Raw genomic sequence first — 13,240 nt, 5'->3', positions numbered from 1 at the left:
CTCACCATTCTTGCACCATGACGTCGCGTTCCGGGTTCGAAATCAGAACTTCACACGGTGCGCGGACAGGCGGACACTTCGACCCATGGCTGACAACACGAACACGACCATGACCGACTCCGAACGCGGGCAGGTGAGCACGGCAGCAGCGGAGATCTACGACACCTTCTTCGTGCCGGCCCTGTTCGGGCAGTTCCCCGACCAGGTCCTCGACCATGCGCGGGTCAGAGCCGGCGCCCGGGTGCTCGACATCGGCTGTGGCACCGGAATCGTCGCCAAAGCAGCTTACCGACGCGTCGGAGCGAATGGCGAGGTGGTCGGCGTCGATCCGAACGAGGGCATGCTCGCCGTCGCCCGCCGATCGGAGGAGTCAATCGACTGGCGGTTAGCCGGCGCCGAGTCTCTCCCCATCGATGACCGCTCCTTCGACCACATCCTCAGCCAGTTCGCTGTCATGTTCTTCACCGACCGCGAAGCCGCACTCCACGAGATGGCCCGCGTGACCGTCCCTGGCGGCACCGTGACCATCGCCACCTGGGCCGGTCTCGACCGCACCCCCGGATACGACGCGATGGTGGCCTTGATCGACGACGAGCTCGGCGAAGCAGCGGCCAACGCCCTACGGGTCCCCTTCGTGCTCGGAGATGTTGAGGACGTCCGGCAGCTCCTGACCCCATTCGGTCATGACATCCGCGTGGATGAGATCGCCGGCACGGCTCGATTCGCGTCCATCGCCGACTGGGTACACACCGACGTACGAGGCTGGACGCTCACCGACCTGGTCGACGACGCTGGCGAAGCTGCCTTGGTGGCCCGGGCAGAACGCGAGCTGGCTTCGTTCGTATCGGCCGACGGCTCCGTGACGTTCCCTGCCCCAGCACTGGTCGCCACAACCCAGATCGACCATTGACGCCAAACTAACCCCCGGCGTGGGAGGCGGTGCCATGGCCCTGCCCGACCAAATCGGCGACGGCGACACCGACAGCGATACTCAAGTGGTGGCCAACCAGGAGGGCGCCTGGCTCTTCGACGCGCCATGAGATCGGTGACGGCGCGCTGACCGGCACGGTGCCGACAATTTTCTTAGCATGGTCGCGTGCTGACGAACTGGCTGCCTCTTGCCTTGGCCGGGGTCGGCCTCACCGGGATCGTGCTGGCGTTGTTCAGCGCACCCATGCAGCGCCGGGTGCCGCTGACCGAGTCGCTGGTGGCACTCGTCCTGGGGGTTCTGCTCGGACCGGCGGTGCTCGGACTGATCGAGGTCCCCGACGACGTGCGCGATGCCATCTTCCTGGAGGGCAGCCGGGTGCTGCTGGCCTTCTCGGTGATGGCAGCCGCACTGCGGTTCGGCTTCGACAGCCTCCGGGGGCTGCTGCGGCCGGTGCTGCTGCTGCTCGTGGTGGTCATGCCGGTCGCCGCGCTGCTGACCGGCCTGTCCGCGCTCGCTCTCGGCGTGCCGGTTGCCCTGGCCGTGCTCATCGGTGCCTGCCTGGCACCGACGGACCCGGTGCTGGCCGCGTCGGTGGTCACCGGTGAGGCCGCCGAGAGGACCTTGAGCGAGCGAGTGCGCTCGATGCTGACGATGGAGAGCGGCGCCAACGACGGGCTGGGGATCGTCCTGGTCGGCGTTGCCGTGGCGGCGGTGCTGCCTGCCGAGGGCTTCGCGCAGGCGATCGGCCTCGTGGCCTGGGAGGTGGCGGCGGGTGCGGTCATCGGTGTCGCGATGGGCTGGCTGGCCGGGCTCTGCCTGAGAGCGGCGGTGAACCATCACGACCTGGGCGAGGGCCCCGAGCTGGTGTACACGTTGCTGCTCGCCCTCGCCGTCCTGGGCGTCGCCCGACTGGCCGAGGTGGCCGGGGTGCTCGCGGTGTTCGTGGCCGGCCTGGCCTACAACCGGGTGGTCCCCGACAGTCCTCGCCGGCACCAGGTCGCCGTCGACGAGGGCATCAACCGGTATGCCGTGATCCCGCTGTTCGCGGTGCTCGGGATCGTGCTGCCCTGGGCGCAGTGGTCGGACCTGGGCTGGGGAGTGATCCTGTTCGTGCTGGGCGTGGTCCTGTTGCGCCGACCCGGTCTCGTCGTCGCGTTCGCCCGTCCGCTCGGGGTCCGCAGACCTCAGGCCGCGTTCATGGGCTGGTTCGGACCGATGGGGGTCAGCGCCCTGTTCTACATGGAGCATGCCCGGGACGAGGGCGTGCAGGATCCTGCGCTGTTCGCGGCCGTCACCCTGGCGGTCACGGTCAGCGTGGTGCTCTACGGCCTGACCGCCAACCCCGGCCGGCAGTTCTACGCCCCTCACGACCAGTCGCCGAGGGAGCGCACTTCCCAAGAACGGTGATCCCGAAGGGCGCCCCTCAGCGGTTGTCGATGCCCTCGGGTACGCAGACGAAGTGCGCGACCAAAGCGGTCCACCCGGTCTGATGCGACGCGCCGAGCCCGGCCCCGGTGTCACCGTTGAAGTACTCGCTGAACGTCGGGTGCGCGTCCCACAGCGGACCGCTCGGATGGTGCCGTGGCGTGCTGGGCCGACGCCCGTCCGGTCCTGGCCGGAACATCGCGACCATGCGTTGTTCGACCAGGGCGGCGATCTGGGTGATCGGCAGCTGCTCACCGGACCCGGTCGGGAACTCAACCCCGGCCCGGGCGCCCGCCCCCCGGCCGTAGCTGCGCAGCGCGTCGGTCAGCAGGGCATTGACCGGCAGCCAGATCGGCCCACGCCAGTTGGAGTTGCCGCCGAACATGTGGGAGCGCGACTCGGCCGGCTCGTAGGCCAGGCTCCACTGCTGACCGTCGATGTCGACCTGCACGCCGTCGCGGTGGGCGGCGGACAGCGACCGGAAACCGTGTGGTGACAGGAACTCCCCCTCGTCCAGCAGCGCCCTCAGGATCGCCTCCCACTGGTGTCGCGAGATCATCGACAAGGTGCGCCGCGTCGCTCCGCCGTGCTGCGTGTGGATCAGGCTGTCGGCCAGCTCGGGCCGCCGCTGCACCCATCCGCCGAAGAAGTCGGTGATCTCGGGCAGCTCGTCGTCGACCCAGTCGGGCACCAGCATCACCCCGGCCATCGGCAACAGGCCCACCATGGAGCGCACCTCCATCCGGTGCGCCAAGCCGTCCTCGCCGACCAGGATGTCGTGGAAGAACTCGTCGCCGGAGTCCCACAACGCCGCGTGCTGGGAGCCGAAGTCCTCCATCGACTCCGAGATGGCCAGGAAGTGGGTCAGGAACTTGGTCGCCACCTCCTCCCACGCGTCGTCCTCTCGGGCCAGCTCGGCCGAGATCCGCAGCATCTTCAGGCAGAACATGCCCATCCACGCGGTCGCGTCGGCCTGCTCCAGCCGTTGCCCGCCGGGCAGCTCCTCACTGCGGTCGAACAGGCCCACGTTGTCCATCCCGAGGAAGCCGCCCTCGAAGACGTGCGAGCCCTCCGCGTCCTTGCGGTTGACCCACCACGGGAAGTTGAGCAGCATCTTCAACCCGATCCGCTGCAGGAACCCCCGGTCGCGGCACCCGTCGATCGCGTAGACCTGCCAGGCCGCCCAGGGATGCACCGGCGGGTTGACGTCGGAGAAGTTCCACTCGTATGCGGGCAGCTGACCGTTGGGGTGCATCGCCCACTCCCGGCACATCAGCAGCAGCTGCCACTTGGCCCACGCCGGGTCGACGTGCGCCAGTGCGACGCAGTGGAAGGCCAGGTCCCAGGTAGCAAACCACGGGTACTCCCACTCGTCCGGCATCGAGATGACCTCGGACAGGTCGACGTGCGCCCAGTCGGTGTTGCGGCCCCGATGCTGGTGCGCGCGCTGCGGCGGCGGGGGCGGGCCGGCCGGGTCGCCGCGCAGCCACTGCCTCACGTCGTAGAGGTAGAGCTGCTTGCCCCACTGCAGGCCCGCAAAGGCGCGGCGGGCGATCAGTGCATCCTGCTCGCTGGTGCCCTCCGGCAGCACCTGCGCATAGAAGTCGTCGGTCTCGGCACGACGCGCGGCCAAGACCTCGTCGAAGGCGGTCACCGCTGCAACCGCGCCCTCGCCCTCGCCCTCGCCGTCCGTGGCGGTCAGCCGCAGCCGCACCGTCACGCTCTCCCCCGGCGGCACCGCCTCGAACGCCCACCAGAACGCCGCCTTGGTGCCGGTCTGCTCCGGGTTGGTCGCGTCGTCCTGTCCGCGCACGATGGCACGGTCGATCGCGTCCTTGGGGTATGCCGTGTGCTGGCTCGCCGCGGCCGCCTCGCCCCACAGGCCCACGGCGTTGGTCTCGTTGTCGCAGAACAGCAGCCGGGGCGGCCCAGCCTGCGGGTGATCCTGGGCGGTGAGCCGCACCTGGCCGAGCTCGTGGTGATCGCCCAGCACCCCGGCATACCCCTGCGGCGTCTCGGGGTCCGGGGTGAGGGTGGGCCGGCGGTCGTCCAGACCCCACGACCAGGTGTTGCGGAACCAGATCTGCGGCGCGAGATGCAGCGGCGCCGCATCGCGGCCGTGGTTGGTGGCGGTGATCTCCATGCAGATGTCCGACGGTGACGCCTTGGCGTGGGTGAGGTGGACGTCGAAGAAGCAGTCGCCGGAGAAGATGCCGGTGTCGGCCAGCTCGAACTCCTCGTCGTTGACCCCCCGCGCGGCATTGCCCGCCACCAGGTCGGCATACGGGAACGCGGCCTGCGGGTAGCGGTAGAGCCACGTCGCGTAGCTGTGCGTGGGCGTGCCCTCCAGGGCCCACCAGTACTCCTTGACGTCCTCGCCGTGGTTGCCCTGCGGGCCGGTCAGCCCGAACAGCCGCTCCTTGAGCCGGTCGTCCTGACGGTTCCACAGGGCCAGTCCCACGTTGAGGTAGCCCTTGACGTCGCACAACCCGGCCAGGCCGTCCTCACCCCAGCGGTAGGTCCGGCGGTGCGCGTGCTCGAACGGGAAGAATTCCCAGGCGTCGCCGCCGGCCGAGTAGTCCTCACGGACCGTGCCCCACTGCCGGGCGGAGACGTAGGGTCCCCACTGCCGCCAGGGCGCTCGCGGGTCGTCGGACTCGGACAGTCTGTCGTGTTCGGCGCTCACGCGGGTCAGCCTGACACAACAGGTGGCCGGTGGTCGGACGGCGTCGCGGCCAGTCCAGATGGACCGGCCGCAGGCTCAGACGGCGTAGGCGCCGAGCAGCCCGTGCAGGTCGGGCGAGACCTTGGCCTGCACCAGGGTGCCCTCGCCGGTGTGCTCCTCGGTCAGCACCTCACCCTCGGCATGCAGCCGGCTGACCAGGTCGCCCCGGTCGTAGGGCAGCAGCACCTCGACCGCGATCTCGGGGCGCGGCAGGGCGCCCTCGAGCACCCCGACCAAGGCCTCGATGCCCTCCCCCGTGCGGGCCGAGACCACGAGGGCGCCGGGATGGTGCCGGACGAGCTCGTCCAGCGTCCCGGGCTGCGCCAGGTCGGCCTTGTTGATCGCGATGATCTCGGTCAGGTCGGTGGCCTCGACCTCGGCGAGCACCTCGCGCACGGCCGAGATCTGGCCCTCGGGGTCGGGGTGCGAGCCGTCGACCACGTGCAGCAGCAGGTCCGCGTCGCCGGCCTCCTCCAAGGTCGACCGGAAGGCCTCGACCAGCTGGTGCGGCAGCGCCCGGACGAAGCCGACCGTGTCGGCCAGGGTGTAGGGCCGGCCGTCGGCGGTCTCGGCCCGGCGGACCGTGGGGTCCAGCGTCGCGAACAGCTGGTTCTCGACGAGGACGCCAGCCCCGGTCAGCCGGTTGAGCAGCGAAGACTTGCCCGCGTTGGTGTATCCGACGATGGCAACGCTGGGCACGTGACCGGCTCGGCGCGATGAGCGCTTGGTGTCTCGGGTGGTCTTCATCCCGGCCAGGTCGCGGCGCAGCTTGGCGATGCGCTGGTTGATCCGCCGCCGGTCCAGCTCGATCTTGGTCTCACCCGGTCCGCGCGAGCCGATCCCCTCACCCCCGGCGACCCGGCCACCCGCCTGCCGGGACATCGAGTCACCCCAGCCGCGCAGCCGTGGCAGGAGGTACTGCAGCTGGGCCAGCTCCACCTGGGCCCGACCCTCCCGAGAGGTGGCGTGCTGGGCGAAGATGTCCAGGATCAGCGCCGTGCGGTCGATGACCTTGACCTTGACGACGTCCTCCAGGGCGCGCCGCTGCGACGGGGCGAGCTCGCTGTCGCACACGACGGTGTCGGCACCCTCGGCCAGCACGATGTCACGCAGCTCGACCGCCTTGCCCGAGCCCAGGTATGTCGCGGGGTCCGGCTTGTGTCTGCGCTGCAGCACGCCATCCAGCACGGTCGAGCCGGCGGTCTCGGCGAGGGCGGCCAGCTCGTGCATCGAGTTCTCCGCGTCCTGCACGCTGCCCTCGGTCCACACCCCGGCGAGCACGACGCGCTCCAGGCGCAGCTGTCGGTACTCGACCTCGCTGATGTCCTGCAGCTCGGTGGACAGTCCCTGCACCCGGCGCAGTGCGGCGCGCTCATCGCGCTCAAGCTGGTCACCGTCTTGGTTGGCGATGTGGCCGTCGTCGTGCATGCGAGCGGTCATGGTCCCCTTCGGTCGATTCTGGGTGCCTTGCTGAGGCCACCGTCTCATCGTGCAACGCGCGACGCCACCGAATTCGTCCCCGCCGTAGACTCCCCGCGATGACCGAGCGACCCGAGCCCGAGCACTACTTCACCGCCGAGCCGGTTTCGGACGGTGAGCTGCGCGAGCGCACGATCGAGCTGGCCGGGCACACCGTGACGGTGCACACGGCGGGCGGCGTCTTCTCCCCCGGCGACCTCGACAAGGGCACCGCCGTGCTGCTGCGCTCAGCGCCGCCCCCTCCTGCCGACGGCACCTTCCTGGACCTCGGCTGCGGCTGGGGGCCGCTGGCGCTCACCCTGGCGCTGGCCTCTCCCCAGGCCACGGTGTATGCGGTCGACGTCAGCCGACGAGCCCTCGACCTCACCAGGCGCAACGCCGACCGGCTCGGCTGCGCGGCCACCCTGGCCAACGGACCCTCCAGCGGCGGTGGCATCGTGACCGCCGAACCCGACGGTGTGCCCGACGACGTGACCTTCGACCTGATCTGGTCCAACCCGCCGATCCGCGTCGGCAAGCAGGCGCTGCACGAGATGCTGGTGCACTGGCTGCCCCGCCTGGCCCCCGGCGGGACGGCATACCTCGTGGTGTCCAAGAATCTCGGTGCCGACTCGCTGCAGACCTGGCTGACCACGCAGCTTCCACACGCAGACGTCAGCCGGCACGCGAGCTCCAAGGGCTTCCGCGTCCTGGCCGTCCACGCCGGAGCCTGAGTCCGCACCCCGGGTCCTACCGGCCCCGGCACTGGTGCCCTCTCTCGCACACCGGTGCCGACTTCGGCCCACTCGTGCCCCCTGCCGCACACTCATGCTGCGCGCGCGCCGTGCATAAGTCCTTCATGTCGTGCATGAGTCAGCCCTAGCGGGCACCAGTCATCCACATCCCGCACGAGTCGTGTCGTTCATCCACAGGCGGGGTCACCATGACCTCAGCGGCCACTCCCGCGCCGCACCCTGGCCTCATGACCTTCGACCCGACGCACCTACCGCTCGTGACCCTCGGCCGGGTCCGCCCGACCGGCGTGTTCACCCTGGCGGAAGCCGCGGCCAGCGGGGTACATCGGCACGATCTAGGGCAGTGGGCCACTCGCGGCGTCATCACCCGAGTCGCCCCTGGCGCCTTCGTGACGGGTGGGCGGTGGCAGGCGGCCTCCCCGGAGCGACGACTGGTGCTCCGAGCGCAGGCGGCGTCCCTGCGCCTGTTGGCGCCCGCCCTGCTGAGCCACTCGGCCGCCGCCGCGCTGCACGGCCTGCCCCTGGTCTGTTCGCCATCCGGCATACCGTGCCTTCGGCTGCACCTGACCCGCGGCGACGGAGGTCCGAGCCACACGACGAGACGCCACACGCTGCACCGGCGTTACGGCACCGACCAGCGCGCCGTCCCCGTCGACGGGGTCGCCGCCGTCCTGCCGGTGTTGGCCGCCTTTGGGGTCGCCGAGGCCGACGGCATGGTGGCCGGTGTGGTGGCGCTCGACGCGGCTCTGCACCAGGGCAAGACCACGCTCGAGGAGGCACAGGCGTGGCTGGCCCGACTGCCCCGTCGCCCGGGGACCGCCGTGATCCGACGGGTCATCCATGCGGCGGACGGGCTCAGCGAGTCGCCGTTGGAGAGCAGGGCGCGTCTGGTGGTCTCGGCCCTCGGCCACCAGATGCGGCTGCAGGTCCGCTTGGTGGCGCCCGACGGTGCGTTCGTCGCTCGAGTGGACGGACTGATCGAGGAGCTCGGCGTCGTGATCGAGGTGGACGGGCGGGTCAAGTATGTCGGGTCCGACGGCTCCGGATCGGTCGAGGCCGTCATGTCCGAGAAGCATCGGGAGAGCGCCATCTGCGATCTCGGCTACGGAATCGTGAGACTCGCCCACGCCGGGCTGAGCGACCCTGCGCAGCTCGACGTCCGGATCCAGGCCGCCGCACGGCGTGCGCATCCCCGGGTATGTCGTCCACCGCAGCCCGAAGGGTGACCAGCCGTGGCTGTCGTCGTCACCCGGCAGCTCGGAGCCTCGTCCGCCCACCCCACAGTGGACGTGGGCTCGTGCGTGAATCAGCACACTCATGCACGGCGCGCGGTGTGCACCAGTGTGCTGGGCCGTGCACGAGTCGACCGAACCGCGCCCGAGTGGCGCGCGGCCGGCAAGGTCATCGCTCAGCGGAGGCGGCGGCGGCCAGCGCGCGGTCCACCAGGTCAGGGGCATCGTGCTCGATCCACACGATCCGCGGGTCGGCGCCGAACCACGCCTCCTGCCGCCGGGCGAACCGGCGCGTCGCGACCACGGTGGCCTCCTGTGCCTGCGTGGCGCTCAGCTCACCGTCGAGGTGGGCGAGCGCCTGGGCGTAGCCCAGCGCCCGCGATGCCGTCCTGCCCCTCCGCAGGCCCACGGCGTCCAACCGAGCCACCTCCGCCAGCAGCCCGCCGCTCCACATCCGCTGCACGCGCGCCGCGATCCGCTCGTGCAGCACCGCGCGCGCGGCGCGCAGCCCCAGCAGCACGGTCGGCTCCATGAGCTCCCGGGCCGGCAGGGTGGCGCTGAAGGGGCGCCCGGTCAGCTCGATGACCTCCAGCGCCCGCACGATCCGTCGTCCGTTGGCCGGCTCGATTCGCTCGGCGGCCACCGGGTCGCGCTCCTGCAGCACGACATACAGGTGCTCGACGCCCCGCTGCGCGAACTCGCGCTCCCAGCGGGCGCGCACCGCGGGATCGGTCGGCGGGATCTCCAGGCGGTCCAGCAGCGCTCGAGCATAGAGCCCCGACCCCCCGACCACGATCGGTCGGGCGCCGCGGGAGCGGATGTCAGCCAGGTCGGCCCGGGCCGACGGCTGGTATGCCGCGACGTTGGCCTCATCGGTCACCTCCAGGACGTCCAGCTGGTGGTGGGCGATGCCGCGACGCTGCTCACGGGGCACCTTGGCGGTGCCGACGTCCATGCCGCGGTAGAGCTGGGAGGCATCGGCGTTGACGATCTCGCCACCCAGGCGGACGGCCAGCTCCAACGCGAGCCCGCTCTTGCCCGTCGCCGTGGCACCCAGGACCGCCACCACGGGGTCAGGCTCGGGGCGGGCCGGCGCTGCGGGGCCGCCGGCCGAGACGTCGGCAGACACGCGGGCAGTCTGCCACGCCCCGGCATACTGGGCTCATGGCCAGAACCCCGATCGAGCTGCACGTCCTGGCCGACTCCACCGGCGACACGGCCGCCCGGGTGGCGCGCGCGACGGCGGCGCAGTTCGCGGGGTGGGAGGTGCGCATCGTGCGCCACCCCCGCCTGTCCTCCCCGCAGTCTGTCGAGAAGGTGCTGGACCGGCTCGACCCCTCCCGGATCCGCACCGTGGTCTTCTCCACGATCGTCCAGCAGGATCTGCGCCATCTGGTCGTCGCACGCTGCGAGGAGCTGCGCATCCCGCACGCCGACCTGCTCGACGCTGCCGTCTCGGCGATGCAGGTGGCCACCGGCACCGACCCGGAGCGTGTGGTGCGCCCGGTGGGCGTCGGCGAGGACTACTTCCAGCGCATCCACGCGATGGAGTTCGCCATCGCCAACGACGACGGCCAGCTGGGCAACCCGATCGGGCAGGCGGACATCGTCCTCATCGGCGTCTCCCGTTCGGGCAAGACCCCGCTGTCGATGTACCTGGGCTACCTGGGCTATCACACCGCCAACATCCCGATCGTCGCGGGCATCGAGCCGCCCCGCGAGCTGTTCGAGGTGGACCGGTGGAAGATCGTCGGGCTGACCATCGACCCGGAACGACTGCAGGCCATCCGCAAACGCCGGGTCAGCACCCTCGGCGCGCGGGCCGGGCGCGACGGGTACGCCGAGCTGGGCCGGATCTTCGACGAGCTGGACGAGGTGAACGCGCTTCAACGGCGGTTGGGGTGTCCCGTGATCGACACGACTGCGCTGGCCCTCGAAGAGGCCGCCGGGAGAGTGATCGAAGTCATCGAGCGGCGCCGCGACGCGGCCACCAGCTGAACGATAGCCTGCTAAGGACGCAGTCACGCAACGACGCGAGGAGCGACGATGAGCACGACCGACCCGTCCGCGGAGCAGTACCTCTACGACCTGGCCGACGGTGACGCGAGCATGCGTCCGCTACTGGGCGGCAAGGGCGCCAACGTCGCCGAGATGATGCGGCTCGGGGTGCCGGTGCCCGACGGGTTCACCGTGAGCACGGCCGCCAGCATCGCCGCGATGCGCACGGGCGGCGACTGGCCGGACGGGCTGTGGGACGACACCCTCGCGGCGCTGCAGCGGCTGGAGGAGCGGACCGGCCGTGCCCTGGGCTCGGCGCAGCGCCCCCTGCTCGTCTCGGTCCGCTCCGGCGCCGTGGTCTCCATGCCCGGCATGATGGACACGATCCTCAACCTGGGCGTCAGCGACGAGACGGTCGAGGCGCTGGGCGCGGAGGCGGACAACCCCCGGTTCGCCTGGGACTCCTACCGCCGGTTCATCCAGATGTACGGCGAGGTGGTCGAGGAGGTGCCCGCCTACGCCTACGAGGACGCGCTCAGCGCCATGAAACGCAAGCGAGGCATGGAGCACGACACCGAGCTGAGCATCGAGGACCTGCAGGCCCTGGTGGAGCAGTTCAAGGAGGTCTCCCGCGAGCACATGGGCGAGGAGCTCCCCGAGGACCCGAGAGACCAGCTGCGCCGCTCCATCGACGCGGTCTTCCGGTCGTGGAAGAACCCGCGGGCCGGGGTCTACCGGAAGGCACACGGCATACCCGATGACCTCGGGACGGCCGTCAACGTGATGCAGATGGTCTTCGGCAACCGCGGGCAGACCTCCGCGACGGGGGTCTGCTTCACCCGCAACCCCTCCACCGGCGCCAAGGAGCTCTACGGCGAGTTCCTCGTCGACGCCCAGGGTGAGGATGTCGTTGCCGGCATCCGCACCCCCCGGGACCTGGCGGAGATGCAGGAGGTGCTTCCGGAGGCGTTCGAGGAGCTCGTGGACACCATGCGCCGGCTCGAGGAGCACTACGGCGACATGCAGGACATCGAGTTCACGGTGGAGGAGGGCACGCTCTATCTGCTGCAGACCCGCTCCGGCAAGCGCACCGCCCCCGCCGCGTTCAAGATCGCCCGCGACATGGTGGCCGAGGACGTGCTCACCCGCGAGCAGGCGCTGCGGCGCATCGAGCCCGCCCAGCTCGACCAGCTGCTGCACCCGGCCATCGACCCCGAGCACGACCAGACGCCGGTGACCAAGGGGCTCAACGCCTCACCCGGCGCCGCAGTCGGCGAGGTGGTCTTCGACGCCGAGACGGCCGAGCAGCGCGGCAAGGCCGGTGACGCGGTGGTGCTGGTCCGGTGGGAGACGGCACCCGACGACATCGCGGGCGTCATCGTCGCCCAGGGTGTGCTGACGGCCCACGGCGGTATGACGTCGCACGCGGCGGTCGTCGCGCGCGGGATGGGCAAGCCGTGCGTGGCGGGCGCCTCCGGCATCAAGATCGACGCGAGTGCCAAGCAGCTGAGCATCGGCGACCATGTGCTGGGCGAGGGCGACATGATCACCCTCGACGGCTCCACGGGTGAGGTCTACGTCGGTGCCCTCGACCTCGTGCCGCCGCAGGTCAACGAGGACTTCGAGGCCGTCGTGGGCTGGGCCGACGAGGTGCGCCGGCTCGGCGTGCGGGCCAACGCCGACACCGGAGAGGACGCCGCCAAGGCGCGGGAGTTCGGGGCGCAGGGCATCGGGCTCTGCCGCACCGAGCACATGTTCATGGCGCCGGACCGGCTGCCGGCGGTGCGCGCGATGATCCTGGCCGGCGACGAGACCGAGCGCGCGGCCGCGCTGGAGGAGATCCTGCCGATGCAGCAGGAGGACTTCGCGGCCATCTTCACCGCCATGTCCGGGCTGCCGGTCACCATCCGACTGCTCGACCCGCCGCTGCACGAGTTCCTGCCCGACCTGGTCGAGCAGTCGTTGCTGGTGCAGCGCCTGGAGCTGCAGGGCGGTGAGGAGGCCGAGCTGCGCCGGGAGCGCACCCTCCTCGCGCAGGTCAAGAAGCACACGGAGATGAACCCCATGCTCGGCACCCGCGGGGTGCGGCTGGCCCTGCTCTACCCCGAGATAGCGCGGATGCAGGTGCGCGCCATCGCGCGGGCCGCGTTCGCCGTCCAGGACGACGGCGCCGAGGCGGTGGTCGAGATCATGGTGCCCCTGGTGGGCTACGCCGAGGAGCTGCGCCGGATGCGCGAGGTCGTCGAGGAGACGCTCGCCGAGGAGTTCGAGGCTGCGGGCAAGGACTTCCCCTACACCGTCGGCACCATGGTCGAGCTGCCGCGAGCCGCGCTGGTCGCCGACCAGATCGCCGAGCATGCCGACTTCTTCTCCTTCGGCACCAACGACCTCACGCAGACGGGCATCGGCATCTCCCGGGACGACGCGGAGGGCAGCTTCCTCGCGGCCTATGTCGACTCCGACATCGTCCCGGCCAACCCGTTCGCCTCGATCGACGTCGACGGGGTGGGGAGGCTGGTGCAGCTGGGGGCGCAGCGGGGCCGGTCGACCAAGCCCGACCTCAAGCTGGGGGTATGCGGTGAGCACGGTGGTGACCCGGCGTCCATCGGCTTCTTCGAGTCCATCGGGTTGGACTATGTCTCCTGCTCCCCCTACCGGGTCCCGATCGCCCGGTTCGCTGCCGCCCGGGCGGTGCTGGACGCCGCCGAAGCGTGAG

At 70.8% G+C, this 13,240-nt stretch carries 9 protein-coding genes; 6 read left to right on the top strand and 3 right to left on the bottom strand.

The window, feature by feature from the left end; translation table 11 throughout:
- The first annotated feature begins 10 nt into the window (after positions 1-10).
- Together ACR2FV_RS17920 and ACR2FV_RS17915 are read left to right on the top strand one after the other, a co-directional pair.
- Complete coding sequence (locus ACR2FV_RS17920) at positions 11-910, top strand: class I SAM-dependent methyltransferase (RefSeq protein ID WP_434017068.1); 900 nt, start codon at positions 11-13, stop codon at positions 908-910.
- A gap of 186 nt (positions 911-1,096) precedes the next feature.
- A complete protein-coding gene (locus tag ACR2FV_RS17915) occupies positions 1,097-2,338 on the top strand; it encodes a cation:proton antiporter domain-containing protein (RefSeq protein ID WP_434017067.1) in 1,242 nt (413 codons plus the stop codon).
- Positions 2,339-2,354: 16 nt separating this feature from the next.
- Here the strand turns inward: ACR2FV_RS17915 and ACR2FV_RS17910 are convergent, their stop codons facing one another.
- Together ACR2FV_RS17910 and hflX are read right to left on the bottom strand one after the other, a co-directional pair.
- On the bottom strand, positions 2,355-5,042 hold the full coding sequence (locus ACR2FV_RS17910) for an MGH1-like glycoside hydrolase domain-containing protein (RefSeq protein WP_434017066.1): 2,688 nt from the start codon (positions 5,040-5,042) through the stop codon (positions 2,355-2,357).
- A gap of 75 nt (positions 5,043-5,117) precedes the next feature.
- Positions 5,118-6,569: a GTPase HflX gene (gene hflX / locus ACR2FV_RS17905; protein ID WP_434017065.1), complete on the bottom strand. Its 1,452-nt coding sequence runs from the start codon at positions 6,567-6,569 to the stop codon at positions 5,118-5,120.
- Between the two features lie 50 nt (positions 6,570-6,619).
- Here hflX and ACR2FV_RS17900 point away from each other — a divergent pair, with 50 nt between their 5' ends.
- Together ACR2FV_RS17900 and ACR2FV_RS17895 are read left to right on the top strand one after the other, a co-directional pair.
- Entirely contained in the window at positions 6,620-7,273 is a 654-nt protein-coding gene (locus ACR2FV_RS17900) for a class I SAM-dependent methyltransferase (RefSeq protein WP_434017064.1), read from the top strand.
- A 248-nt stretch (positions 7,274-7,521) separates the two neighbouring features.
- The gene (locus ACR2FV_RS17895; RefSeq protein ID WP_434017063.1) at positions 7,522-8,520 is read left to right on the top strand and encodes a type IV toxin-antitoxin system AbiEi family antitoxin domain-containing protein; all 999 of its coding nucleotides are present in this window, start codon (positions 7,522-7,524) and stop codon (positions 8,518-8,520) included.
- 175 nt (positions 8,521-8,695) lie between these two features.
- Here the strand turns inward: ACR2FV_RS17895 and miaA are convergent, their stop codons facing one another.
- Positions 8,696-9,655, bottom strand: coding sequence for a tRNA (adenosine(37)-N6)-dimethylallyltransferase MiaA (gene miaA / locus ACR2FV_RS17890; protein ID WP_434017062.1), 960 nt, complete (start codon positions 9,653-9,655; stop codon positions 8,696-8,698).
- Positions 9,656-9,690: 35 nt separating this feature from the next.
- Here miaA and ACR2FV_RS17885 point away from each other — a divergent pair, with 35 nt between their 5' ends.
- Both ACR2FV_RS17885 and ppdK read left to right on the top strand, forming a co-directional pair.
- On the top strand, positions 9,691-10,524 hold the full coding sequence (locus ACR2FV_RS17885) for a pyruvate, water dikinase regulatory protein (RefSeq protein WP_434017061.1): 834 nt from the start codon (positions 9,691-9,693) through the stop codon (positions 10,522-10,524).
- A gap of 48 nt (positions 10,525-10,572) precedes the next feature.
- Positions 10,573-13,239 carry a pyruvate, phosphate dikinase gene (gene ppdK, locus ACR2FV_RS17880; protein ID WP_434017060.1) on the top strand — a complete coding sequence of 889 codons (2,667 nt, stop codon included), beginning with the start codon at positions 10,573-10,575 and terminating at the stop codon, positions 13,237-13,239.
- Position 13,240 lies beyond the last annotated feature (1 nt).

It is taken from the genome of Ornithinimicrobium sp. (assembly GCF_051004135.1).
Lineage (GTDB): Bacteria > Actinomycetota > Actinomycetes > Actinomycetales > Dermatophilaceae > Ornithinicoccus.
Note: the sequence above shows the minus strand (reverse complement) of the source record. Positions and strands in the feature narration are given on the sequence as shown.

Coding starts and splice junctions, on each gene's coding strand:
- ACR2FV_RS17900 (WP_434017064.1), top strand. CDS start 6,620: ATGACCGAGCGACCCGAGCCCGAGCACTACTTCACCGCCGAGCCGGTT.
- ppdK (WP_434017060.1), top strand. CDS start 10,573: ATGAGCACGACCGACCCGTCCGCGGAGCAGTACCTCTACGACCTGGCC.
- ACR2FV_RS17895 (WP_434017063.1), top strand. CDS start 7,522: ATGACCTTCGACCCGACGCACCTACCGCTCGTGACCCTCGGCCGGGTC.
- ACR2FV_RS17885 (WP_434017061.1), top strand. CDS start 9,691: ATGGCCAGAACCCCGATCGAGCTGCACGTCCTGGCCGACTCCACCGGC.
- hflX (WP_434017065.1), bottom strand. CDS start 6,569: ATGAGACGGTGGCCTCAGCAAGGCACCCAGAATCGACCGAAGGGGACC.